The following is a 24,514-nucleotide window of genomic DNA, read 5'->3' on the forward strand; positions in this document are numbered from 1 at the left end:
ACACGCCGCGTTCTGACGTGCAAACACGCGCGCTCGCGCCAGGACGGTTGACGGACGACTGAACACACGTTTAGCATATTGAACATGCGTTCAGCGGACTTGACGGCCAGCGCGAAGATCCGCGACGCGGCGATCGAGCAGTTCGGCCGCCACGGCTTCGGGGTGAGCGTCCGGGCCATCGCCGAGGCCGCCGGGGTGAGCGCCGCCCTGGTGATGCACCATTTCGGCTCCAAGGAGGGGCTGCGCCGGGCCTGCGACGAGTTCGTCGCCGAAGAGATCCGCAGCGGGAAGTCCGAGGCGATGCGGTCCGCCGACCCGGCGACCTGGTTCGCCGCGATGGCCGAAATCGAGTCCTACGCACCGCTGATGGCCTACCTGGTGCGCACCATGCAGTCCGGCGGTGAACTGGCGACCACGCTGTGGCGGCGGATGGTCGACAACGCCGAGGAATACCTCGACGAGGGCGTGCGGGCCGGCACCCTCAAACCCAGCCGCGATCCCAAGGCCAGGGCCCGCTACGTGGCGATCACCGGCGGCGGCGCCTTCCTGATGTACCTGCAGATGCACGAGAACCCGACGGATCTGCGTGCGGTGTTGCGCGACTACTCCCGCGACATGGTGCTGCCGTCGCTGGAGATCTACACCGAGGGCCTACTGGCCGACCGCACCATGTACGACGCCTTCTTGGAGAGGGAGACCGATGCGACCTGAGGACCGTTGGCCGGCAATCGAAGTCCGGGGACTGCAGAAGAGATTCGGACAGGTCACCGCACTCGACGGGCTGGACCTGACGGTGCACAGCGGCGAGGTGCACGGCTTCCTCGGCCCCAACGGTGCCGGCAAGTCCACCACCATCCGCATCCTGCTGGGACTGGTGAGAGCCGACGGCGGAACCGTGCGCCTGCTCGGCGGCGACCCGTGGGCCGACGCTGTCGACCTGCACCGCGAGATCGCTTACGTGCCGGGAGATGTCACGTTGTGGCCATCGCTGTCCGGCGGCGAGATCATCGACCTGCTCGCCCGGATGCGCGGCGGAATAGACGAACGCCGCCGCGACGAGTTGATCGAGCGCTTCGACCTGGACCCGACCAAGAAGGCCCGCACCTACTCGAAAGGCAACCGCCAGAAGGTATCGCTGATCTCGGCCTTCTCCTCGCGCGCCCGGCTGTTGCTGCTCGACGAGCCCAGCAGCGGCCTGGACCCGTTGATGGAGAACGTGTTCCAGCAGTGTGTGGCCGAGGCGAGCCGTCGGGGGGCCACCGTGTTGCTGTCGAGCCACATCCTGGCCGAGACCGAGGCACTGTGCCAGCGGGTCACGATCATCCGGGCCGGACGCGTCATCGAGAGCGGCTCACTGGATTCGCTGCGCCACCTGCACCGCACCTCGATCCAAGCCGACCTGATGCGCGATCCGGGCGATCTCACCCGCATCCCGGGCGTCGCCGACGTGCGCTACCAGGGCACCGTGCTGCACGCGCAGGTCGACAGCGCCAGTCTCGCTGAACTGATCGCCGTGCTCGGCGCCGCCGGGGTGCGCAGCCTCACCAGCCGTCCACCCACGCTGGAAGAACTCTTCCTGCGGCATTACGACACGGCGCGGGCATGACCACCGCCGCTGCGCCCCAGGCGTCGCCGGCATCCGGGCCATTCCGGCGCGGGCGGGATTTCGCCGGCACGCTGGGCATGCTTCGGCTTTATCTGCGGCGCGACCGCATCGTCGCGCCGCTGTGGGTACTGCTGTTATCGCTGCCGTTGGCCGGCGTCTACATCGCCAGCGTGGCGGCCGTCTACCCCACCGCGGCCGATCGCGCCGGTCTGGCGGCGACCATCATGGCCAGTCCGGCGCAGCGCGCGATGTACGGCCCGGTCTACAACGACACCCTCGGTGCGGTGGGCATCTGGAAGGCCGGGATCTCGCACCTGCTCATCGCGATCGCGGTGATCCTGACCGTCATCCGGCACACCCGCGCCGACGAGGAGGCCGGCCGCACGGAGTTGATCGACTCGACCGCGGTGGGCCGATACGCCGGACTGACCGGCGCGCTGCTGCTGGCGTTCGGGGCGTCGGTGGTCACCGGCGTCATCGGGGCGGCCGGCCTGCTCACCGCCGACGTGCCGGCGGCGGGATCGTGGGCGTTCGGGGCGGCGCTGGCCTGCTCGGGGCTGGTGTTCGCCGCCGTCGCAGCGGTGGCCGCGCAGTTGTCCCCCGGCGCCCGGTTCGCCCGCGGTGCCGCGTTCGGCGCACTGGCCGCGGCATTCACCTTGCGGGCGGTCGGCGACGCCGGATCCGGCGGCCTGTCGTGGCTCTCTCCGCTCGGATGGTCGCTGCAGGTACGTCCCTACGCCGGTGAGCGGTGGTGGGTGCTGCTGCTGCATCTGGTCACAACGGCCGCGCTGACCTGGTTGGCCTACCGCCTCGCGGCCCGCCGGGATGTCGGCGCCGGGCTGCTGGCCGATCGTCCGGGCCCGCGCCGGGCCGCGCCGACGCTGGCCGGGGCGTTCGGGTTGGCGTGGCGGCTCGATCGCGGCGCGCTGCTGTTGTGGACGACCGCCCTGCTGCTCTACGGCCTGCTGGTCGGCAGCGTGACCCACGGGATCGGCGACGAGCTCGGCAGCGACAGCGCCCGCGACATCGTCATCCGGCTCGGTGGCACCGAAGCGCTCGAGCAGGCATTCGTCGCGGTCGCGTTCGCCATGCTGGGCATGGTCGCCGCGGCCTTCGCGGTGTCACTGGTGCTGCGGCTGCACCAGGAGGAGTACACGGCGCGCGCCGAGACCTTACTGGCCGGATCGATTTCCCGGAACCGGTGGCTGGCAAGCCGCCTGGTGATCGCGCTGGCCGGGTCGGCGATCGCGATGCTGGCCGCCGGAGGGGTGGCCGGGATCGTCTACGGGACAGCCGCCGGCGACGTCACCGGACAACTGGGCACCGTGGTGGGCAGCGCCGCGGTGCAGCTGCCGGCGGTCTGGTTGCCCGCGGCGGTGGCGGTGGCGCTGTTCGGTCGGGCGCCCAGGTTCGCTCCCGCCGCCTGGGCAGTACTGATCGGATTCGTCGCGCTGAATCTGCTGGGCACCATCGCCGGATTGCCGCAGTGGATCCTCGACCTCGAGCCGTTCGGCCATGTCCCGCTTGTCAGTAGCGGGTTCAGCGCCCTGCCGTTGGCGGTGCTGCTGGCGATCGACAGTGCGTTGATCACCTTCGGCGCCTTGACGTTCCGTCGCAGAGACCTCGACACCTGAGGAGGAGATCGTGAAAACCTTTGGCAAGGGTCTGCTTTCAGCATCGTTGGGCCTGCTGGCCTTCGGGCTGTTGTTGTTCGTCCCGGCCGGGACGCTGCACTACTGGCAGGCGTGGATGTTCCTCGCGGTGTTCGCGGTGTCCACCTGGATTCCCAGCATCTATTTGATGCGGACCAATCCCGCTGCGTTGCAACGGCGGATGCGAGCCGGCCCGCTGGCCGAGAGCCGACCGCTGCAACGGCTGGTGATCACCGCCGTGTTCCTCTGCTTCGCGGCCATATTCGTGCTCAGCGCCCTCGATCACCGCTTCGGATGGTCGATGGTGCCGACACCGGTGTGCCTGCTCGGCGATGCGCTGGTGGCGATCGGGCTCGGCGTCGCCATGGTGGTGGTCATCCAGAACGGTTATGCGGCCGCCAACGTCACCGTGGAAGCGGGCCAGACGCTGGTCTCCACCGGGCTGTACGGGTGGGTGCGGCACCCGATGTACACCGGCAACGTCCTGCTGATGATCGGGACGCCGTTGGCGCTCGACTCCTACTGGGGACTGGTCTTGCTGCTGCCCGGAATGGTCCTGCTGGTGCTGCGGATCCGAGACGAGGAACGCCTGCTCACCGCTGAACTCAGCGGCTACCGGGAGTACACCAAGAAGGTCCGCTACCGCCTATTTCCGTATTTCTGGTAGCCAATATTCCACTTTTTAGTCCCCTTGGCTTACAGTTCCCTAAGCAGAGGCTGTTAAACGCGGCGGTCAACGTGACTTAGGGAGGCTGGTCGAGCCATGCGCGCACCCCGGCGAGGCAGTGGCGGTATTCGGGCGCTCTCCGCCGGTCGGGTGGCCGGCGCGCTGGGCGCCGCGGCCGTGCTCGGGCTCACTCCGGCGACGCCCGCCTCGCCCGCCCAGGCTGACTGGGATTGGGGCATCGACCTGATCGCGCCGATGGCAGCCGTCGACACCAGCGAGCCCGGCCTCGACCTGGGCAGCCTGATGGAGCTGGCGCAGACCTGGGTGGACCAACTCGACCCGGCGACGAACGCGTTCTTCTCCACCACGATCGACGCGGTACTGGCGCTGCCGGGCCCGGGGCAGGCCTTCGACGCGGCCGCATGGCTGGACCAGTTCTTCTACGCCCCGTTGCACGCCAGCCTGCAGGAGTGGATCACCAGCCCGTTCGGGGAGTTCAGCCTCGGCCTGATCAACGCGCCGTTCGTCACGTTGTTCGGCCGCGACCTGATCGGCGACGGTATCGACGGCTACGACGGCGTCAACGACAGCGTGTTCGGTCAGTGGGGCGGGTTCGGCGACGCCGGCGACGGCGGGTTCCTGTTCGGCAACGGCGGAGCCGGTATAGACGGTGCCGGCGGTGCCGGCGGTGACGCCGGGTTCTTCGGTCACGGTGGCGCCGGCGGCATGGGCGCCATCGGTGCCGTCGGCGGCGACGGTGGCGCCGGCGGGTGGTTCATGGGCATCGGCGGCACCGGCGGGGCCGGCGGCGACGGTGATCTCGGCGGTGACGGCGGCAACGGCGGAACCGGCGGTGCCGGGGGATGGTGGCTGGGCAGCGGCGGCTCCGGCGGCGCGGGCGGTGACGGCGGTGCCGGATGGGCGGACATCGAGGCGGGGAACGGCGGTGCCGGCGGCGACGGCGGCGCGGGCGGGCTGCTGTTGGGCCGCGGGGGCGACGGCGGTCTGGGAGGCGAGGGCGGCGCCGGTGGTCTCGGCGGCCCAGGCGGTTGGCTCGGCGCGTCGGGCATCAGTGCGTCGCCCTACGTCGAGCGCACCCAATGGGTGGAATATGGCGACGGCACCAGTCTGCGGGTCTATCCGACCGACACCGGGCGAACCGAGGCAGGCGAGACCGGGACGCTACGCCAAGGCGAGCAAGCCTGGTCGGAGGTGGTGAACCGAAACCCGGACGCCAACACCGCCGGCATGCGCGAACAGTTCCTGTGCCACTGGCAGTTCGCCGAGTTCATCCTCCCCGGCAAGACCAGTTGGAACCTGGAGCCGTGGCGCCCGGTCGTCAGCACGCTGAGCATGTTGGCCAACGGCTGTAACCCCGGTGGCGCCGAGGAACCGTTCTAACCCTGGGACGACGGCCCGTTAGATCCAGACACCCTTGCCGACCGCGACCACGCCGTCGGCGCTGATCGAGAACCGCTCACGGTCCTTCTCCAGGTCGACACCGATCATCTCGCCGGGACCCACCACGACGTTCTTGTCCAGGATCGCGTGACGCACCACCGCACCGCGCCCCACCCGGGTCCCGGGCATGATGACGCTGTCCTCCACGATCGCGCCGTCGTCGATCACGACGTTGGACGACAACACCGAATTGCGCACCGAGCCGGCCGAGATGACACTGCCGGCGCCGACCACCGATTCCTGCGCGGTGCCGCCGTTGACGAACTTCGCCGGCGCCAGGTTCTCGGTCGCGCCGTGGATCGGCCAGCGCTTGTTGTACAGGTTGAAAACCGGGTGCGCCGACACCAGATCCATATGGGCGTCGTAGAACGCGTCCAGGGTTCCCACGTCCCGCCAGTAGCCGCGGTCACGTTCGGTGGCGCCGGGCACCTCGTTGTCGGAGAAGTCGTACACGGCGGCCATGCCGTCGGCCACCAAGCGGGGAATGATGTCGCCGCCCATGTCGTGGTCGGAGTGGTCATCGTCGGCGTCGGCGCGGATCGCGTCGATGAGCACCTTGGTGGTGAAGATGTAGTTGCCCATCGAGACGTAGGTGCTGTCCGGGTCGTCCGGCGTGCCGGGCGGGTTCGCCGGCTTCTCCAGGAAGCTGCGGATCCGTCCGGACTCGTCGGCGTCGATACAGCCGAACGACGACGCCTCGGCGCGCGGCACCCGCACCCCGGCGACCGTCGCACCGGCGCCGCTGTCGACGTGGAAACGCACCATCTGTTCGGGATCCATCCGGTAGACGTGGTCGGCGCCGAAAACCACGATGTATTCCGGATCTTCGTCGAAGATCAGGTTCAGCGACTGATAGATCGCATCGGCGGACCCGGTGTACCAGCGGGGCCCGAGCCGCTGCTGGGCCGGCACCGGGGTGATGTACTCCCCCGCCAGGCCGCTCAGCCGCCAGTTCTGCGAGATGTGCCGGTCCAGCGAGTGCGACTTGTACTGCGTCAGAACGCAGATCCGCAGGTAACGCGCATTGACCAGATTCGACAACACGAAGTCGATGAGCCGGTAGGCGCCGCCGAACGGAACAGCCGGCTTGGCCCGGTCGACGGTCAGCGGATGAAGCCGCTTGCCCTCTCCTCCGGCCAGCACGATGCCCAGAACGTGCGGCGCTTCCCTCATAGCCCCAAACCTATCGGCCGTTTCGAGGACCTGCCAGTGGACAGCACGATTGGTGACTGGTCATCCGCCACGCGCCCACCCGCCGCCGACCGCTACGGTGCGGGTTATGCGGGTGGCGATGCTGACCCGGGAGTACCCCCCGGATATCTACGGTGGCGCGGGCGTCCACGTGACGAACCTGGTGGAGGCATTGCGCCGGTTGTGCCACGTCGACGTGCACTGCATGGGCGCGCCCCGGCCGGGTGCGACGGCGCATCAGCCGGATCCGGCACTGCGGGATGCGAATCCGGCGCTGGGCACCCTCTCGGCAGACCTGACGATGGCCGACGCCGTCGGCACGGCCGACATCGCTCACTCACACACCTGGTACACCGCTCTGGCCGGCCGACTGGCGGCACTGCTCTACGACATCCCCCATGTGCTCACCGCGCATTCGCTGGAGCCGCTGCGCCCCTGGAAGGCCGAGCAACTGGGCGGCGGCTACCGGGTGTCGTCCTGGGTGGAGCAGCTGGCGACGACCGCGGCCGACGCCGTGATCGCGGTCAGCTCGGCTATGCGCGACGACCTGCTCCGGTTCAACCCGGAGTTGCGGCCCGACCGCGTCCACGTCATCTACAGCGGCATCGACACCGAGGTGTGGTGTCCGCAGCCGGCCACGACGGCGTCGTCGATGCTGGCCGAACTCGGCGTGGAGCCTGACCGGCCCATGGTGGCGTTCGTCGGACGGATCACGCGGCAGAAGGGGGTCGCCCATCTGGTGGCCGCCGCGCATCGGTTCCATCCGGAGGCGCAGTTGGTGTTGTGCGCCGGCGCGCCCGACACCCCGGAGATCGCCGCCGAGGTGAGCGCCGCCGTCGCGGCTCTGGCCGCCACCCGCAGCGGGGTGTTCTGGATCCAGGAGACCCTGCCGGCGCGGCAGATCCGCGAGTTACTCTCGGCAGCAACCGTGTTCGTCTGCCCTTCGGTCTACGAGCCGTTGGGCATCGTCAACCTCGAGGCGATGGCCTGCGGCACGGCCGTGGTGGCCTCCGACGTCGGCGGCATACCCGAGGTGGTCACTGACGGCGTCACCGGGTCGTTGGTGCACTACGACCCCGCCGACCCGGACGGCTACTGCACCGGCCTGGCCGCGGCGGTCAACGCGCTGATCGGCGACCCGACAACCGCCCGGCGTTACGGCGAGGCCGGCAGGCTCCGCTGCGAGGAGGTCTTCTCGTGGCCGCGCGTCGCCGAGCAGACCCACGCCGTGTATCGGCAACTGGGCGCCGGCTGACAGTCCGCCGGCAGGCGGACAGCCCGTCAGCTCGTCAGCTCGTGACGGCTTTGAGTTCGTCGCCCAGTGCAGCGGCCTCGTCCGGAGTCAGTTCGACGACCAGTCGTCCACCACCCTCAAGCGGTACCCGCATCACGATGCCGCGCCCCTCTTTGGTCGCTTCCAGTGGACCGTCACCGGTCCGGGGCTTCATCGCCGCCATCGAGTGCTCCCTTCAGGTACCAGCCCACCGGCCGTGCCCTTGATCTGCGCCGGCTGTGCACCGCGATCGCAGCATCCGGCATCGAACTGCAGTTTCACCACGCCATTCTTCCCTATCAGCGTCGCCGCGTGCACAAGACCCGATTCCGGAGTGCATTTTAATGGATCTAGGCGGTCACCGTCGGCACCCAACAGGACTGAAGGTGATCGTCGACCATGCCCGTGGCCTGCATCAATGCGTAGGCGGTCGTCGGTCCCACGAATCGGAACCCGCGCCGCTTCAATTCGCGCGCCATCGCCGTGGATTCTGGCGTGACGGCCGGAATTTCCGACAGATCGGCGGGCCGGGGGCGCGCCGGCGGGGCGAATGACCACAACAGCTCCGCCAAATCGGTGGATCCCAGGGCGATGGTGGCCCGCGCGTTGGCGATCGTCGCCTCGATCTTGGCCCGGTTGCGCACGATGCCGGCATCGGCCATCAGCCGGGCCACGTCGGCATCGGTGTAGCGCGCGACGGTCTCGACATCGAAGTCGGCGAACGCGCGCCGGAAATTCTCCCGCTTGCGCAGAATCACCAGCCACGACAGCCCGCTCTGGAAGGCCTCCAGGCTGATCCGCTCGAACAGTGCGGTCGCCTCACGCACCGGACGGCCCCACTCCCGGTCGTGGTAATCGCGGTACAGCGCCGATCCATCGGACCAGGCGCACCGCACCAGGCCGTCGTCGGGCGCGCCGGTCAATTCTGCTCCGACGGATCCGCGGCAAGCGCCTGCGCCGCGGCCAGCTGCCCGCGCAGCTGGTCGAGTTCTGCGCCTAGGCGCTCCAGCACCCAGTCGACCTCGCCGGTGTTGTAGCCGCGCAGCACCTGGGAGAACTTCACCGCCTCGACGTCGGCGCCGGTGACCCCGGAGGCCGGCAGCATGGTCGCCGTCGTCGCCCGGGGCAGCGGCGGCAGCTGCTCGCCCCGGCCGAACAGCACGCTGGCCACCCCGAACAGCAGCAGCGCGATCAGGACGAGCACCACGAGATACAGCAACACCAGTGTCACGGGATCGATAGTGCCTCATTCGGCCGCACGTGGGTGCTCAGCGCTGGCGCAACGTGTTCATCGGCGGCCGGTCCACCAGCGACAGCGGCGTGGTGCGCGGCAGGTAGTCGGTGCCGTCAGGGCCGGCGGCGAAGAACTGGGTCAGCCCCACCCCCGAGTCGGGGACACCGCACCGCGACAACAAGGTGGCCACGACCTGGCGGCTCATCACCGCAAGTTCGGCCAGCGGACGGTTGCGGTGGGCCCGCACTCCCAGGTTGACCTGAGCGATCGCATCCAGGCCCAGCCGGTCGTAGGTGTCGATCAACAGGCCGATCTCCACGCCGTAGCCGGGCGCGAACGGCACCGACGCCAGCAGCTCGCGACTGCCGGCGTACTCCCCGCCCAGCGGCTGCAGCACCGCGCCCAGATCAGGCCGCAGCGCGGTCAGCAGCGGGCGGGCGACCAACTCGGTGACCCGGCCGCCGCCGGTGGCGTCCTCGGTGCCGTTGACCTTCAGCGGCCGCCGGTAGAAGCCCTTGACCAGATGGACGTTGTCGCCGGTGAGCAGCGGCCCGACCAGGTTGGGAACGAACATCGGGTCGGGGTCGATGAGGTCGGAGTCCACGAATACCACGATGTCGCCGCTGGTCGCGGCCAGCGAGCGCCACAGCGCTTCGCCCTTGCCGGGCTGCGGCGCCACCTCCGGTACGGCCTGTTCGCGGCTGACGACGCGAGCGCCCGCGGCGATGGACCGGATCTCGGTGTCGTCGGTGGACCCGGAATCCAGCACGATCAGTTCGTCGACCAGGTTGTCGAGCAGCGGGGTGATGCTGTCGATGACCGATTCGATGGTCGCCTGCTCGTTCAACGCGGGCAGCACCACCGAGACGGTGCGCCCGGTCTTGGCCTTGGCCGCCAGCAGCTCGGCGACCGTCCAGTCCGGACGGTTCCAGGTGCGCCCGGCCAGCCGGGTGTCACCCAGCCCCGCGACCAGGTCGGTCATGCAAGTCCCCTTACTGTGCGGGTCGGGGCCCGCACGCCCTGGATGGATGCCACCATCTCCAGGACGCGCCGGGTCGGCCCGACCTCGTGCACCCGGAACATCCGGGCTCCCGCGGCCGCCGCCAGTGCGGTGGCCGCCAACGTTCCCTCCAGTCGTTCGGTCAGACCCACACCGAGAGTCTCCCCGATGAAGTCCTTGTTGGAGAGCGCCATCAGCACCGGCCATCCGGTAGCGACCAGCCTCTCCGTGTGTCGCAACAACGCTAGCCCGTGGAAGGTGTTCTTGCCGAAATCGTGGGTCGGGTCGATCAGCACCTTCTCGCGCGGCACCCCGGCCGCCACCGCCCGCTGCGCGGCCGCGGTGACCTCGTCGATCACCGCGTCCACCACCCCGTCCACGGTGGTGCCGTAGCTCACCCGGAACGGGCGGGTCCGCGGCGCGGCGCCGCCGGTGTGCGAGCAGACCAGGCCGACACCGAACTCCGCGGCGACCGCCGGCAGCTGCGGGTCGACACCACCCCAGGTGTCGTTGATCAGGTCGGCGCCCGCGACGCAGGCGCGTTTTGCCACCTCCGAGCGCCAGGTGTCGACACTGATCAGCTGGTCGGGGTAGGCGCCGCGCAGCCACTCGATGAAGGGAACCACCCGGGCGGTCTCGGCATCGGCGTCGACGGTCTGCCCCGGCCCGGCCTTGACCCCGCCGATGTCGATGACGTCCGCCCCGTCGGCCACCGCCTGGTGCACCGCCGACTTGGCCGCGTCGTCGTCGAAGGTGGCGCCGGCGTCGTAGAAGGAGTCGGGGGTGCGGTTGATGATCGCCATGATCAGCGCGCGATCGGCCGCCACCGGACGACCGCAGAGGGTGGACTGCACGGTTCTATGGTGCCCGGTCGGTGCCGCGACGCGGTGCTCAGCCCTGACCCGCCGAACCCGACCTCAGCCCCGCGGTCGCTTCCCCGCGGCCACTTCCCCGGGGTACTCGGCGTAGTAGGGCACATAACCCTCGTCGCGACCGGCCAGCACATACAGCGGCTCGTCGATGCCGGCGTCACCGGCGCCGTAGCCCTGCTCACGCAACTCCACCTTGCGGCTCTTGAATGTGGTGGTGTGCGCCATCGTTTCCACCAGCCGCACGAACAGCGGAACCGCATACGACGGCAGCCGGTCGTAGACTGTGGCGGCCAGCCGGGCCCCGTCGAACGACGCACCGTCACGCAGTTTGACCGCGGCCATCCCGGCACGGCCACCGGTGTCGGGCACCTCGACGCCGTAGACGGCGCATTCCTCGACCGATTCGTCGGCGGACAACGCGGCCTCGACCTGGGTGGTGGCGACGTTCTCGCCCTTCCACCGGAAGGTGTCGCCGAGCCGGTCGACGAACGCGGCGTGGCCCATACCCTGCGGGCGCATCAGGTCACCGGTGTTGAACCAGCAGTCCCCGTCCCGGAAGGCGTTGCGCACCAGCTTCTTCTCGTTGGCCTCCGGATCGGTGTAGCCGTCGAACGGCGACAGCCTGTTCACCGGGCTCAGCAGCAGCCCGGGTTGCCCCGACGGCACCCGGCGCACCCAGCCGTCCTCGCCGCGCAGCGGTTGCCCGGTGTCGTGGTCGTACTCCACGTAGGCCAGCGGCAGCGGGTACAACCCGGTGCTGCGCGGCACGTTGAGCACGTTGAGGAATGCACTGTTGCTCTCGCTGGCGGCGTAGAACTCGCAGACCCGCTTGATGCCGAACCGGTCGGTGAACTCGTCCCAGATCTCCGGCCGCAGCCCGTTGCCGGCGATCACCCGCACCTTGTGGGCCCGGTCGGTCGGCTTGGCCGGCTGGTTGAGCAGGTACCGGCAGACTTCGCCGATGTAGACGAACGCGGTGGCGTCCGCGGCGATCACCTCATCCCAGAATCGTGAGGCGGAGAACGATTTGCCCAGCGCCAGTGTCGCGCCGGAGTTGAGCACCGAGGACACCGCGACCGTCAGCGCATTGTTGTGGTAGAGCGGCAAGCAGCAGTACAGCGTGTCGCTGCCCCGCAACCGCAGCCCGATTCCGCCGAACGTGGCCAGCGCCCGCAGCCACCGGTAGTGCGTCATCACACTGGCCTTGGGATAGCCGGTGGTACCGGAGGTGAAGATGTAGAACGCGGTGTCCTTGGCCAGCACCGCCTCGACCGAGACCGGGTTGTCGGCGGGCGCGGTGGCGGCCAGCCGCTCGAACTCCTCGATGGTGACCGGCTCGGCGGTCGCGCCGCTGTCGTGCACGGCGCTGACCAGATCCGACTCGACGATCAGCAGTTTGGCTTCCAGTAGGCCGAGGCTGTGGACCAGCACGTCGCCGCGCTGGTGGTAGTTGACCATCCCGGCGATCGCACCGCATTTGACGACGGCCAGCATCATCAGCACCGCATTGGGTGAGTTGCGCAGCATCACCCCGACGACGTCGCCGTGGCCGACGCCGCGAGCGGCCAACACCGCGGCAAAGCGGTTGACGGTCGCATTGGCCTCCCGGTAGGTCAGCTGCTGATCACCGAACCGGATGAAGACGCGGTCGGCGTGTTTGGCGGCGCGGTCCTGAAAGACCTTGCCGATCGACGCCTTGGAGGTGGGTCGGGCCAGCAGGCCGGTCCGCATCCCACGCAGCATCGCCGGCAAGTCGGCGACGAGCACGGGCAGCCGAGTCGCGATGTCGGTCAGCCCGATCCGGGTCCCGGAATTGTGATCGGACACGGTATCCCCTCGGGGTCGGCAGGTGCTGAAGGCAGCCCAGACGACGCCAGCACGGCGGCGCCGGGCGCAGCGGGTCGGCTGCGAAAATACAGCCTAGTCGGTACCGGCAGTACCGGGTGCGCAGGCGTCCAGTGCCGTCTCGAGCTCGTCGACCACCAGCAGCCGGTCCATCGCACGCTGGGACACGAACCCGGCGTCGAGCAGCCCCGACATCCAGGCCCACAATCCCGCGTAGTGGCCGTCCGGATCCAGCAGCACGACCGGTTTGTCGTGCAGTCCCAGATACCGGCCGGTCCACGTCTCGAACAGCTCCTCCAACGTGCCGATCCCGCCGGGCAGGGTCAGAAACGCGTCCGCGCGTTGGTCCATGACCTGTTTGCGCTCCCGCATGGTGTCGGTGACGATCAGCTCGTCGGATTCGACGTCGGCCACCTCGCGGTGCAGCAACGCCTTGGGGATCACTCCGACCGTGCGGCCACCGTGCTGCCGGACGGCCACCGCCAGTGCGCCCATCGCCGAGATGTTGCCGCCACCCCACACCAGCGTCCAGCCCCGTTGCGCGATCGCCGCACCGACTTTGGCGGCCAGCGCCAGCAGCGCCGGGTCGGTCGGGCCGGACGCACAGTAGACGCACACCGCCCATTCGCTGCCCCGCACACCCGAAAGGCTAACCGGCGGATGGCGCAGACCGTAAAATCTGCGCGATGCCGATCCGGTGGAACGTCCCCGAGCATTCGGCCGCCCTGCACCGACTGACCGAAGCGCTCGACGCAGCCGGGGTCCGCGCGGGTGCGGTGGTGCTCGGCCCCGACGGCTGCGGCAAGTCCACGCTGGCCCGGCTGGCCGCCGAGGACCGCGCCCGCCGGCACCCGACCACTCGCATCCGCTGGGTGATCGGCACCCCCGCGGAGCGCACGGTGCCGTTCGGTGCCCTGAGCCATCTGATCCGGGTCGCCGACATCGGCAAGCCCGCCGCGCTGCTGCGGGCAGCACGCGAATCGCTGGCCGAGGAGGCTCGCGACGGCGGCGAGCTGCTGCTGGTGGTCGACGACGCGCATCAGCTCGACATCCTCTCGGCGACGCTGGTCTACCAGCTGGCGCTGACCGGCGCGGCCCGGATGATCATCACCGGCTGCGCCGACGCCGCGCCCATCGCGGCGCCGCCCGTGGCCGCGTTGTGGGGCGATGAGTTGCTGGCCCGCATCGACATCGCGGCACCGGACGAGGTAACCGGTGCGGGTGACGTCGACGCCTTTGTGGCCGAGTTGCCGGCGCCCGCACGCGCGGTGCTGGATTACCTGGCTGTCATCGAGCCGCTGCCGTTGGCCGATCTGACCCAGCTGACCAGTGCCGGCGCCGTCGGCCAGGCCGAAGAACTCGGCGCGGTCGAGATCCGCAGCCGCGGCGGTCACGGCCCGGACCCGGTGGTCTACACCGCCCACCCGCTGTTCGGCGAGCGGGCGCGCGGAGCACTGGGCGCCCCGGACGGCGAGGCCGCCCGCCGGCTGCGCACCGAGGTGGTCGCGGTGCTGTCGAACCGGCCGTGCGAGCACGTCGGTGAGCAGTTGCGGCTGGCGGCGCTGACCGCCGACAGTGACGCGCCCCAGCCCGTCGGGGAGCTGGTGGGCGCCGCCCAGCAGGCACTGCGACTGGGGGATCTGAAGCTCGGTGAGCGGCTGGCCCGCAGTGCGCTCGACCGCTCCGGAGGTCTACCGGCCCGGCTGGCGCTGGCTCACGCGCTGGGCTGGCAGGGCCGCGGGCGCGACGCCGACGCGGTGCTGGCGGCGGTCGACCCGGCCGAGCTGACCGAACCGGAGTTGATGGCCTGGGCGCTGCCGCGAGCCGCCAACCAGTTCTTCATGCTGGGCGAGCCCGAACGCGCCGCGGCGTTTTTGGCCGCCACCCGCGGCCGGGTCACCGGCACGACCCCGCGCATCACCCTGGACGCACTCGGCGCAACCTTCGCGATGAATGCCGGCAACATCGGCCGTGCCGCCGAGGCCGCGGCCGCGGTGCTGGCCGACCCGGCCGCCGACGACATGGCGGTGGCCTGGGCCGGCAGCGCCGCGGCACTGTGCGCGGCGAGGGCCGGCCGGTTCGACGACGTCGGGGCGCTGGCCCGCCGCGCACTGGACGCCGAACATCCCGGCCTGCTGCGGTTCACCATCGGGCTGGCCGAGATCACCGTGCTGCTGATGACCGACCGGCTCACCGAGGCACACGAAACTGCCCGCCAGTTCACCGATTTCGCTGAACTGGCCCAGCCCGGCCGGGCGATCGGCGAGGTGCTGGTGGCGCAGGTGCTGATCGCGGTCGGCGAATTCGACGCCGCGGCCCAGCTGCTGGCGCCGGCCGCGGCGACCTTGGAGCGGACCGGGTATTCGTGGGGTCCGCTGTCGCTGACCCTGCTGGCCACCGCCCTGGCGCGGCAGTCCGACATCGCCGGGGCGGCAAAAGCGTTGAGCCGAGCGGAATCCCGACACGGAACCAAGTCGGCGCTGTTCGCCCCGGAGTTGGGTATGGCGCGCGCCTGGCAGCGGGCCGGCATGCGGGACCGACACGGCGCGGTCACCGCTGCCCGCGACGCCGCCCGGATGGCCGAACGCAGCGGGCAGTACGCGGTTGCACTGCAAGCCTGGCAGGTGGCGGTCCAGCTCGGTGATGCCCGGGCCGTCGACCCGCTGGCCCGGCTGTGCGAGGAGGTCGATTGCGCGTTCGGCAGGGAGGCGCTGGCCGCCGCCCGCGCGCTGACCGCCGGAGGCTAGGCGCCTTCCCGGGCCTGCGGCGGGAGCTGGGTTCCCTGGGGGAATTTCACGACGTGACACCGGCGTGTCGCGTCGTGAAATTCCCACTCGACGAGCCCACCTAACCGACGAGGAACCGGCGCAGCAGGTCGGTCACCGCGCTGATCTGGGAGACCGGCACCCGCTCGTCGACGCAGTGCGCCAGGTTGGGGTCGCCGGGCCCGTAGTTGACCGCGGGAACGCCGCGGGCGGCGAACCGCGAGACGTCGGTCCAGCCGTACTTGGCGCGCACCTGTCCGTCGGCGGCGGCCACCAAGGCGGCCGCCGCGGGCGCGGTGAGCCCGGGCAGGGCGCCGGCGGCGACGTCGGTCTGTTCGATCGCGACGTCGAGCCCGTCGAAGACCTCCCGCACATGGGTCAGCGCCTGCTCGGGCGAGCGGTCCGGCGCGAAGCGGAAGTTCACCGTGACACTGGCCGCGTCCGGAATCACGTTGCCGGCCACTCCGCCGTCGATACGCACCGCCGAGAGTCCCTCGCGGTAGACGCAGCCGTCGATGTCGACGCTGCGCGGCCGGTAGGTGGCGAGCCGGTCCAGCACCGCGCCCAGTTTGTGGATGGCGTTGTCGCCCAGCCAGGACCGCGCCGAATGCGCCCGGGTGCCGCCGGCGGTCACGACGACCCGCAACGTGCCCTGACAGCCGGCCTCGATAAAGCCGCCGGTGGGCTCACCGAGGATGGCGAGGTCGGCCACCAGCCAATCCGGCAGGTTGCGTTCGATGCGGTTCAGCCCGTTGGCGGCCGCGTCGATTTCCTCACAGTCGTAGAAGACGCAGGTCAAGTCGTGTGCCGGTTCGGCGATGGTGGCTGCCAGGTGCAGGAAGACGGCGTCGCCGGATTTCATGTCGACGGTGCCGCAGCCGTGCAGGACATCACCTTCCGCCTCGGTGGTGCGGCGGCTGGGCAGATTGCCGGCCGCCGGGACGGTGTCCAGATGCCCGGCCAGCAGCACCCGAGTCGGTCGCCCCAGCCGGGTACGAGCCAGTACCGCGTCGCCGTCGCGGATGATCTCGAAGCCGGAGGTTTGGGCCCGTAGCGCGGCTTCCACCTCGTCGGCGATTCGTGCCTCGTGCCGCGATTCACTGGGGATGTCGACCAGCGCCGCGGTCAGCGCGATCGGGTCGGAGCGCAGGTCCAGCACCGCCCCAGCGTAGCGGGTCGCCTTTTCTGGCGAGCAGACGTGAAAGCCCCCAATTCTCGGGCGCGCAGGGGGCTTTTGCGTCTCGTCGCCGGGGGAAAGTAGCCTGACCGGCGTGACTGGAGCTTCGGGCGTCGGCGTGGCGACGCTGGCCGCAGACGGATCGGTTCTCGACACCTGGTTTCCCACACCGGAGTTGGACGGCTCGGGCGACCCGGGCACCGCCCGCTTGGCGGCTGCCGACGTGCCCGCCGACCTGGCCGGGCTGCTCGGGCGGGACGAGGACCGCGGCACCGAGACGGTGGCGGTGCGCACCGTGATCGGTGCACTGGCGGACAAGGCCGCCGACGCCTACGACGCCTACCTGCGGCTGCATCTGCTGTCGCACCGACTGGTGGCGCCGCACGGACTCAACGCCGACGGGTTATTCGGGGTGTTGACCAACGTGGTGTGGACCAATCACGGGCCGTGCGCGGTCGAGGGCTTCGAGGCAACCAGGGCCCGGTTGCGCCGGCGCGGCCCGGTCACCGTCTACGGCGTGGACAAGTTCCCGCGGATGGTCGACTACGTGCTGCCGTCCGGGGTGCGCATCGCCGACGCCGACCGGGTGCGGCTGGGCGCGCACCTGGCGCCGGGCACCACGGTGATGCACGAGGGATTCGTCAACTTCAACGCCGGCACGCTGGGCACCTCGATGGTGGAGGGCCGCATCTCGGCGGGCGTGGTGGTCGGCGACGGCTCCGACGTCGGCGGCGGCGCATCGATCATGGGCACGCTGTCCGGCGGTGGCACCCAGGTGATTTCGATCGGCCAGCGCTGCCTGCTGGGAGCGAACTCCGGGCTGGGCATCCCGCTGGGTGACGACTGCGTGATCGAGGCCGGACTCTATGTCACCGCCGGCACCAAGGTCGCCATGCCCGACGGCACGACGGTCAAGGCCCGGGAGCTGGCCGGCGGCAATAACCTGTTGTTCCGCCGCAATTCGTCGACCGGGGCGGTCGAGGTGGTCGCCCGCGACGGTCAGGGCATCGCGCTCAACGAGGACCTGCACGCCAACTAGTGGGCCCCGTCAGACCAGCGCCTGCTCCTCCTTCGCGGGCTGGACCGGTTGCGGCCAGGGCCGCGGACGCGGGCGCGGACGCACGACCTGCGGCCACCAGAACCAGCGCCCGAGCAGGGTGGCGATCGACGGCGTCATCAGGGACCGAACGATCAAGGTGTCGAAGAGCAGACCCAGTCCGATGGTCGTGCCGACCTGGCCGATCACGATCAATGCGCTGACAGCCATGGAGGCCATGGTGAAGGCGAACACCAGACCGGCAGCGGTGACCACGGCACCGGTGCCGACCATGGCGCGAATCAGCCCGGTGTGCAGGCCGGCGTGGATCTCCTCGCGGATGCGCGAGACCAGCAGCAGGTTGTAATCCGCGCCGACACCAAGCAGCACGATGACCGACATCGGCAGCACCATCCAGTGCAGCGGGATGCCCACGAGGTGTTGCCAGAGCACTACCGACACGCCGAACGCCGAGCCCAGACTGGTCACCACCGTGCCGATGATCACCGCTGCGGCCACCACGGCTCGGGTGAGGACCATCATGATGATGAAGATCAGCACCAGCGCGGCCGTCACGACGATCAGCAAGTCGTAATTGGCGCCCTGTTGCATGTCGTAGAACGTGGCTGCGCTGCCGCCGAGGTAGATCCTGGCGCCCTCGAACGGTGTCCCCTTGATCGCGTCGGCCGCGGCGACCTTGAGCGATTCGATGCGCGATATTCCCTCGGGCGTCAACGGATCGCCCTGGTGAATGATGGTGAACCGCACCGCATGTCCATCCGGTGACAGGAACAGCTTGATACCCCGCTTGAAATCGGCGGTGTCGAAGGCTTCGGGCGGGAGGTAGAACGAGTCATCGTTCTTGGCAGTGTCGAACGCCTCGCCCATCGCGGTGGAATTCTCCTGCATCGCCATGTTCTGGTCCTGCTGGGCCTTCTGCACCTGATACTGGTTGAGCAAGGTCTGCTTCTGGTTCTTCATCGACTGGATCTGCGCCGGCATCACGGCGACCATCCGTGGCATCAGCTCGGCCATCCGCTGCATGTCGGGAACCAAGTCGTCGAAGTCGGCGGACATGGTGTCAACGCCGTCCAGGGCGTCGAAGATCGACCGCAGCGACCAGCAGATGGGGATGTCGAAGCAGTGCGGCTCCCAGTAGAAGTAGTTGCGGAACACCCGGAAGAAATCGTCGAAATCGGCCATGTGATTCCGCATGTCCCCGATGTCGACCGCCGTGTTCGCCATCTTGTCGGCCATCCGCTGGGACACCTCGGCCAGATCCTGCTGGATATTCATCATCTCGGTCATCGAGTCGATGCTGGCCTGCAGATCGTCGGCCTGATTGAGCAGGTTCTCCAGGTTGGTCTGCATGTAGTCGTTGTTCATCAGTGCGGCGGTGCCACTCTGCCCGATGGTGTAGGGGATCGTCGAATGTTTGATCGGATCGCCGTCGGGCCGGGTGATGGTCTGCACCTGGGCGATACCGTGCACGTTCTTGAGAGCCTTGGCAATCTTGTCGATCACCAGAAAATCTGCCGGGTTGCGCAGATCCCGGTCGGTTTCGATCATCATCAGGTCCGGGTTCATCTTCGCCTCGGAGAAGTGCCGGGTTGCGGCCGCGTAGCCGACATTCGCCGGGACGTCATCGGGCAGGTAGATGCGGTCGTTGTAGCTCGTGTGGTAACCCGGTAGCGCCAGCAGACCGATCAGCGACGCCGCGACGGCGACCACCAGAACTGCCCCGGGCCAGCGGACGGTTGAGGTGCCGACCCGATGCCAGCCACGCGATGCGGTGATGCGCTTGGGCTCCAGTAGACGACCGAACCGGCTGCACACCGAAATGACGGCGGGCCCTAGCGTCAAGGCGGCCGCCACCACGATCACCATGCCGACCGCCAACGGGATACCCATCGTCTGGAAGTACGGCAGCCGGGTGAAGTGCAGGCAGAACGTCGCCCCGGCGATGGTCAGCCCGGAGGCCAGCACCACATGTGCGGTGCCTCCGAACATGGTGTAGTAGGCGGCTTCTCGGTCCTCCCCGGATCTCCGCGCCTCCTGATACCGGCCGATCAGGAAGATCGCGTAGTCGGTGGAAGCCGCGATGGCCAAGGTCACCAGCATGTTGGTCGCGAAGGTGGTCAACCCGAACAGGTTGTGGAATCCCAGGAATGCCACCAGTCCTCGGGCGGCGAACAGCTCCAGTACGACCATCACCAACACGATGAGGGTGGTGAGGACGGATCGATAGACGGTCAACAGCATCACCGTGATCACGGCGAAGGTGAGCCGCTCGATGAGCTTCATACTCGCGTCGCCGACGTGGTTCTGATCGGTGCTGGTGGCCGCGGACCCGGTGACGTAGGCCCTCACCCCGGCGGGGGCGGGACTGTCGGATGCGATGTGGCGCACCGCGTCCACCGATTCGTTGGCCAGCGTCTCGCCCTGGTCGCCGGCGATGTAGACCTGAACGTAGGCGGCCTTGCCGTCGACACTCTGGGCGCCCTTGGCGGTCAGCGTGTCGCCCCAGAAGTCTTGCACATGCTGCACGTGGGCGGTGTCGGCGCGCAGATCACGCACCATCTGGTCGTAGAACTCGTGTGCGGCGGCGCCCAGCGGCTCGTCGCCCTCGAGCACGATCATCACCGAACTGCTGGTGTCGTACTCCTCGAACACCTTGCCGACGCGCTTGGTGGCGATCAGCGACGGTGCGTCGTTGGGGCTCATCGAAACCGCGCGCAGCTTGCCGACGTCCTCAAGTTGCGGGACGACGATGTTCAGCGCGGCGATCAACCCGATCCACGCCAGGATGATCGGCACCGCGAATTTCCGGATGAACCGGGGTATCCCCGGGCGCGCCACGCGACTCGTCACCGGAATCGGCTCGGTCGGCGCGGTCATGCTGCCTTCACAAAGCAGAAGGTCTCGGCATTCACTCCGGTAGCCGTCCTTTCCTGTTTGACCTCGTCGTCGACGGTGACCCGGCAGCTGATGCTGTCGCCGTCGCTCTGGGCCAGGATGTTGGGCATCACCGAAGGCAGGGTGGTCTGCAGTGTCAGCGTCCACGGCAGCGCGGCACTCGGGATGCGCTGGGGCTTGCCTTCGAGGTCCATGTAGTTGATGACGGCCGTGGTGCCCGAACCGAAGACCTCGTAGGTCACGAACTTGGGGTTGAAGTCCTCCGCGTTGTCCGAGGAGATGTCGGTGATGACGACGGGATGCGACCCGAAGACGGTCCGCAACTGGGCGACCGTGACGGCGCCTGCCGTGACTGCCGCCACGATCACGACGGGCAGCCACACCCGACTGATCAGCCTTTTCATCGTCACCTTCCCCGACGCTGACCGGGTTCGGCCGACGACGCAGTTCCAGGTAGCTAAGCTAATTATGTAAGTGGATTAAGTCAATCCGGTTTACGTGTTGTTCGCATTACACTCGGAGGGGTGAGTGTGAGTGAGGACACCGCCCGCCCGTTGCGCAAGGACGCCGAGCGCAATCGGGCGCGCGTCCTGGAAGCGGCCCGCGAGCTGTTCGCGAGCAAGGGCTTGGAGCCCAACCTCAACGACGTCGCCCACCATGCGGGCGTCGGAGTCGGGACCGTCTACCGCAGGTTCGCCACCAAGGAGGAGCTACTCGAGGCGATCTTCGAAGATGGCATCAACCAGCTCGCGGACCTGGCGGAAACCGCTCTGCAACAACCGGATCCATGGCAGGGGTTCGTGTGGTACGTCGAGCAGATGTGTGCAATCACGGCGACCGACCGGGGCCTGCGAGAGATCTGCTTCAGCAAGGCCTACGGGGGCGATCGGGTGACGGCCGCCCAGCAGCGACTTGTGCCCGTTGTGAAGAGACTCGTCGAGCGAGCGCGAACAGACGATCACCTGCGGCCCGGACTGTCCGATACCGACATGCCGATCTTCGGGCTGCTGGCCGGCACGGTGAGTGAGTTCGCCGGCCACGTCGACGCAGACCTGTGGCGCCGTTATGTGGCCATCCTGCTCGACGGGATGCGTTACCGCGGTGATCAATCACCGCTACCGGTGGCTGCACTCGACGACGAGGGAATCGAAGCCGCAATGGAGACCTGGGAGCCTGCCGGCCCCTGCGGTGAACGCGGCAACGGATGAGCTGGCGCTACAGCATCGCGTTGCTGATCTTGTCGCTGTCCTTGCCGATGGTCTTGCAGTAGGCGCTGACCGCCACCCGCGTCGCGGACAGCTCCATGTTGGACGGCTCGTTGCCGTTCTTGTCCTTGAGCATCTTGGAGACTTCCGAGCGCTGCTTCTCGTCGTCGTGGCTGTTGAACTCCTGACAGGTGGTGTCGCCGCCCTTGTTGACGACCTTGCTGACCTCCGAGCATCCACCGAGCAGGAACGTCGCACCGGCGAGGAGCGCGCCGACGGCAAGAGTCCAATTTTTCACAGCGCCACTCCTTCTGGTTTCGGTTCGCGCAAGCGCGAGCCTACGGCAGCAACGCCTTCTTGAGTACCTTTCCCATTGCGTTGCGCGGCAGCGCATCCACCATCCGCACTTCGCGCGGGCGTTTGTGGGCCGACAGTTGTCGGCCGACGTAGTCGATCAGCTCATCGGATGTCGCCGTGTCGTCCGGGGCGGCGACCACGAACGCGACGATGCGCTGGCCCAGATCCTCGTCGGGCAGCCCGACGACGGCCACCTCGGCCACCGCGGGATGGCCGAGCAGGGCGGTCTCGATCTCACCGGCCCCGACCCGGAAACCGCCGGTCTTGATCAGGTCCACCGATTCGCGGCCGACGATCCGGTGCATCCCGTCGGCGTCGATGACCGCGACGTCCCCGGTGCGGTACCAGCCGTCGGCGTCGAAGGCCGCCGCGGTCGCCTCGGGCAGGTTGAGGTAGCCGTCGAACAAGGTCGGCCCGCGCACCGCCAGCCGCCCGATGGTCGCCCCGTCGTGCGGGACCGGTTCGCCGTCCTCGCCGATGAGCTTGGTCTGCACCCCGTGCAGCGGCAGCCCCACCCAGCCGGGTCTGCGTTCGCCGTCGACGCGGGTGCTCACCGTGATCAGCGACTCGGTGCTGCCGTAGCGTTCGATGGGCTGGTGGCCGGTCCTGGCGACGAGCGCGTCGAACACCGGAACCGGTAGCGCCGCACTGCCCGAGACCAGCAGCCGGGCCGGCCGCAGCGCTTCGGCCGCACCGGCATCGGCCACCACCCGCGACCACACGGTGGGCACCCCGAAATACAGCGTGCCGCCGGCGGCCGCGTAGGCCTGCGGCGTCGGCTTGCCGGTGTGCACGAAGCGGTTCCCGACCCGCAGTGAGCCCAGCAGTCCCAACACCAGGCCGTGCACGTGATACATCGGCAGGCCGTGGACCAACACGTCCTCGGGGCTCCACTGCCAGGCCTGGGCCAGCGCGTCCAGGTCCGCGGCCAGCGCCCGCCGGCTCAACTGCACACCCTTGGGCGGGCCGGTGGTGCCGGAGGTGTAGATGACCAGCGCGGCGTCGTCCCCCGCCGGTTCGGGGGGCGGCTGGGCCGATCCGGCACCGCGCCGTACCGGCACATGCGGCAGGCCGGCGAGTTCGGTGGGCCGCTCCCCCAGCCAGGCCTGCGCGTTCGAGTCACGCAGGATGTGGGCGCGTTCGGCGACGCCGACGTCGGCGGGGACCGGGACCACCGGCAACCCGGCGAGCAGACAGCCGGCGACCGCGAGCACGGTCGACGCCGTCGGGGTGGCCAGCACCGCCACCCGCCCCGCCCCGCCGAGGTCTTCGTGCGCCGCTGCCGCCGCAGCGCGCAAGTCGGCCCGGCTGAGCGCGGTGTTGTCGATGCGTACCGCATCGGCGATATCGTCGACGTGGGTGTCCAGCGAGGTCAGCAGCACCCGGGGGACGTTACCGGTTGCCTGCCCGGCCGGCGTTGGCCGCTCAGCCGGTCCACCGGCCACCGTCGTGGCTGGTATCAAGGAGCTTGTTCCATTAAATTTGTGGGGACGGGATCACGAGAGGCATACCGATGCACGACCAGTCCGACCAGCGGCGCGGGGCCAATCGCACCCGGCGGTTGCCGCGCAACCAGCAGCGGGAACGGGTGCTGCGACTGGTCACCTGCGCCACCGGCGCGGTGGATGCCTCCGAGATCGCCACCCAGATGGGCTTACACGTCACCACCGTGCGGTTCCACCTCGACGCACTGTGTGAGGACGGCTCGGTCGCGCGCACCCGGATCAAGCGGGACGGCGTCGGTCGCCCCCGCACCGGCTACGTCGCGGTGCGCGACCGGCTGGATTACCGGGGTCTGGCCGAGATCCTCGCGATGGAACTCGGCGACACCGCCGCCGAGCGCCGGCAGCGCGCCGAACGAGCCGGCCGGCGCTGGGCAGACCGGATCATGGCCCAGGACGGCTCCGACGAGTCCGCTGACGCCGCCCGGAACGGCGAACCGGCACCGGCACTCGACGACCGCACCGGCCGAATCGCCGACGCCTTCGAGCGAATGGGGTTCGGGCCGGAGATCACCGCGCCGGCCGACGTCGGCGACGGCCACCGCGAGTGCGCGATCCGGCTGCACGCCTGTCCGGTCCGCGACCTGGCGCGCTCCCATCCGGAAGTCAGCTGCGCCATGCACCTGGGTCTGCTGCGCGGGCTGCTCAGCACCGATGCCGACGGCGACGAGAACACTGCGCTGCACGCCGAGTTGGAGCCGTTCGTCGAGCCGGAGTTGTGCATCGCCAGGGTGATCGGTCGCTGACCGGTCCCG

The 24,514-nt window shown here is 69.2% G+C and carries 23 protein-coding genes; 10 read left to right on the forward strand and 13 right to left on the reverse strand.

Annotated elements, in window-relative coordinates; genetic code table 11:
- Nucleotides 1-84: 84 nt before the first annotated feature.
- From G6N19_RS03195 to G6N19_RS03215, 5 genes are all read left to right on the forward strand, one after another.
- Nucleotides 85-711, forward strand: a complete 627-nt coding sequence (locus tag G6N19_RS03195; protein WP_013828134.1) for a TetR/AcrR family transcriptional regulator — start codon at nt 85-87, stop codon at nt 709-711.
- The gene (locus G6N19_RS03200) at nt 701-1,606 is read left to right on the forward strand and encodes an ABC transporter ATP-binding protein (RefSeq protein WP_013828133.1); all 906 of its coding nucleotides are present in this window, start codon (nt 701-703) and stop codon (nt 1,604-1,606) included. The genes G6N19_RS03195 and G6N19_RS03200 overlap by 11 nt, the downstream gene beginning before the upstream one ends.
- Nucleotides 1,603-3,240 carry an ABC transporter permease gene (locus tag G6N19_RS03205; protein WP_193465750.1) on the forward strand — a complete coding sequence of 546 codons (1,638 nt, stop codon included), beginning with the start codon at nt 1,603-1,605 and terminating at the stop codon, nt 3,238-3,240. Before G6N19_RS03200 ends, G6N19_RS03205 begins: the two co-directional genes overlap by 4 nt.
- Before the next feature lie 10 nt (nt 3,241-3,250).
- Nucleotides 3,251-3,925, forward strand: coding sequence for a methyltransferase family protein (locus G6N19_RS03210; RefSeq protein ID WP_193465751.1), 675 nt, complete (start codon nt 3,251-3,253; stop codon nt 3,923-3,925).
- 96 nt (nt 3,926-4,021) lie between these two features.
- Nucleotides 4,022-5,326 carry a DUF2599 domain-containing protein gene (locus tag G6N19_RS03215; protein WP_193465752.1) on the forward strand — a complete coding sequence of 435 codons (1,305 nt, stop codon included), beginning with the start codon at nt 4,022-4,024 and terminating at the stop codon, nt 5,324-5,326.
- Between the two features lie 18 nt (nt 5,327-5,344).
- Here G6N19_RS03215 and glgC read toward each other — a convergent pair whose 3' ends face one another.
- Complete coding sequence (gene glgC / locus G6N19_RS03220) at nt 5,345-6,559, reverse strand: glucose-1-phosphate adenylyltransferase (RefSeq protein ID WP_013828129.1); 1,215 nt, start codon at nt 6,557-6,559, stop codon at nt 5,345-5,347.
- Nucleotides 6,560-6,665: 106 nt separating this feature from the next.
- Here glgC and glgA point away from each other — a divergent pair, with 106 nt between their 5' ends.
- Entirely contained in the window at nt 6,666-7,832 is a 1,167-nt protein-coding gene (gene glgA, locus G6N19_RS03225; protein ID WP_193465753.1) for a glycogen synthase, read from the forward strand.
- Between the two features lie 34 nt (nt 7,833-7,866).
- Here glgA and G6N19_RS03230 read toward each other — a convergent pair whose 3' ends face one another.
- From G6N19_RS03230 to G6N19_RS03260, 7 genes are all read right to left on the reverse strand, one after another.
- Nucleotides 7,867-8,034, reverse strand: a complete 168-nt coding sequence (locus G6N19_RS03230) for a DUF3117 domain-containing protein (RefSeq protein ID WP_003885506.1) — start codon at nt 8,032-8,034, stop codon at nt 7,867-7,869.
- A gap of 166 nt (nt 8,035-8,200) precedes the next feature.
- Nucleotides 8,201-8,773, reverse strand: a complete 573-nt coding sequence (locus G6N19_RS03235; RefSeq protein ID WP_013828127.1) for a DNA-3-methyladenine glycosylase I — start codon at nt 8,771-8,773, stop codon at nt 8,201-8,203.
- A complete protein-coding gene (locus G6N19_RS03240) occupies nt 8,770-9,081 on the reverse strand; it encodes a DivIVA domain-containing protein (RefSeq protein WP_013828126.1) in 312 nt (103 codons plus the stop codon). The genes G6N19_RS03235 and G6N19_RS03240 overlap by 4 nt, the downstream gene beginning before the upstream one ends.
- 37 nt (nt 9,082-9,118) lie before the next feature.
- Complete coding sequence (locus G6N19_RS03245) at nt 9,119-10,066, reverse strand: glucosyl-3-phosphoglycerate synthase (RefSeq protein WP_193465754.1); 948 nt, start codon at nt 10,064-10,066, stop codon at nt 9,119-9,121.
- Entirely contained in the window at nt 10,063-10,887 is an 825-nt protein-coding gene (gene folP, locus G6N19_RS03250) for a dihydropteroate synthase (RefSeq protein WP_232062645.1), read from the reverse strand. Before folP ends, G6N19_RS03245 begins: the two co-directional genes overlap by 4 nt.
- Before the next feature lie 114 nt (nt 10,888-11,001).
- Nucleotides 11,002-12,783 carry a long-chain-acyl-CoA synthetase FadD6 gene (gene fadD6 / locus G6N19_RS03255; RefSeq protein WP_193465755.1) on the reverse strand — a complete coding sequence of 594 codons (1,782 nt, stop codon included), beginning with the start codon at nt 12,781-12,783 and terminating at the stop codon, nt 11,002-11,004.
- A gap of 93 nt (nt 12,784-12,876) precedes the next feature.
- Nucleotides 12,877-13,440: an LOG family protein gene (locus tag G6N19_RS03260; protein ID WP_013828122.1), complete on the reverse strand. Its 564-nt coding sequence runs from the start codon at nt 13,438-13,440 to the stop codon at nt 12,877-12,879.
- Between the two features lie 47 nt (nt 13,441-13,487).
- Here G6N19_RS03260 and G6N19_RS03265 point away from each other — a divergent pair, with 47 nt between their 5' ends.
- Entirely contained in the window at nt 13,488-15,548 is a 2,061-nt protein-coding gene (locus tag G6N19_RS03265) for an ATP-binding protein (protein ID WP_013828121.1), read from the forward strand.
- A 100-nt stretch (nt 15,549-15,648) separates the two neighbouring features.
- On the opposite strand, the gene dapE is transcribed toward G6N19_RS03265, so the two are convergent.
- Nucleotides 15,649-16,725: a succinyl-diaminopimelate desuccinylase gene (gene dapE / locus G6N19_RS03270; protein ID WP_013828120.1), complete on the reverse strand. Its 1,077-nt coding sequence runs from the start codon at nt 16,723-16,725 to the stop codon at nt 15,649-15,651.
- A gap of 103 nt (nt 16,726-16,828) precedes the next feature.
- Here dapE and dapD point away from each other — a divergent pair, with 103 nt between their 5' ends.
- Nucleotides 16,829-17,782 (forward strand): 2,3,4,5-tetrahydropyridine-2,6-dicarboxylate N-succinyltransferase, encoded by a 954-nt coding sequence (dapD, locus tag G6N19_RS03275; protein WP_085975700.1) that lies wholly within the window; start codon nt 16,829-16,831, stop codon nt 17,780-17,782.
- 9 nt (nt 17,783-17,791) lie between these two features.
- Here dapD and G6N19_RS03280 read toward each other — a convergent pair whose 3' ends face one another.
- Nucleotides 17,792-20,677, reverse strand: a complete 2,886-nt coding sequence (locus tag G6N19_RS03280) for an MMPL/RND family transporter (RefSeq protein ID WP_193465756.1) — start codon at nt 20,675-20,677, stop codon at nt 17,792-17,794.
- Nucleotides 20,674-21,099, reverse strand: coding sequence for an MmpS family transport accessory protein (locus G6N19_RS03285; RefSeq protein ID WP_013828117.1), 426 nt, complete (start codon nt 21,097-21,099; stop codon nt 20,674-20,676). Before G6N19_RS03285 ends, G6N19_RS03280 begins: the two co-directional genes overlap by 4 nt.
- A 126-nt stretch (nt 21,100-21,225) precedes the next feature.
- Between G6N19_RS03285 and G6N19_RS03290 the strand changes: the two genes are divergently transcribed.
- The gene (locus G6N19_RS03290) at nt 21,226-21,903 is read left to right on the forward strand and encodes a TetR/AcrR family transcriptional regulator (RefSeq protein ID WP_013828116.1); all 678 of its coding nucleotides are present in this window, start codon (nt 21,226-21,228) and stop codon (nt 21,901-21,903) included.
- A gap of 7 nt (nt 21,904-21,910) precedes the next feature.
- Here G6N19_RS03290 and G6N19_RS03295 read toward each other — a convergent pair whose 3' ends face one another.
- Together G6N19_RS03295 and G6N19_RS03300 are read right to left on the reverse strand one after the other, a co-directional pair.
- Nucleotides 21,911-22,198, reverse strand: a complete 288-nt coding sequence (locus tag G6N19_RS03295; RefSeq protein WP_083038425.1) for a hypothetical protein — start codon at nt 22,196-22,198, stop codon at nt 21,911-21,913.
- A gap of 40 nt (nt 22,199-22,238) precedes the next feature.
- Nucleotides 22,239-23,639, reverse strand: a complete 1,401-nt coding sequence (locus tag G6N19_RS03300; RefSeq protein ID WP_083038422.1) for an acyl-CoA synthetase — start codon at nt 23,637-23,639, stop codon at nt 22,239-22,241.
- A 131-nt stretch (nt 23,640-23,770) separates the two neighbouring features.
- Here G6N19_RS03300 and G6N19_RS03305 point away from each other — a divergent pair, with 131 nt between their 5' ends.
- On the forward strand, nt 23,771-24,505 hold the full coding sequence (locus tag G6N19_RS03305) for a helix-turn-helix transcriptional regulator (protein ID WP_013828113.1): 735 nt from the start codon (nt 23,771-23,773) through the stop codon (nt 24,503-24,505).
- The last annotated feature ends 9 nt before the right edge of the window (nt 24,506-24,514 follow it).

The sequence above is a fragment of the Mycobacterium novum genome (assembly GCF_010726505.1).
GTDB classification, from domain to species: domain Bacteria; phylum Actinomycetota; class Actinomycetes; order Mycobacteriales; family Mycobacteriaceae; genus Mycobacterium; species Mycobacterium algericum.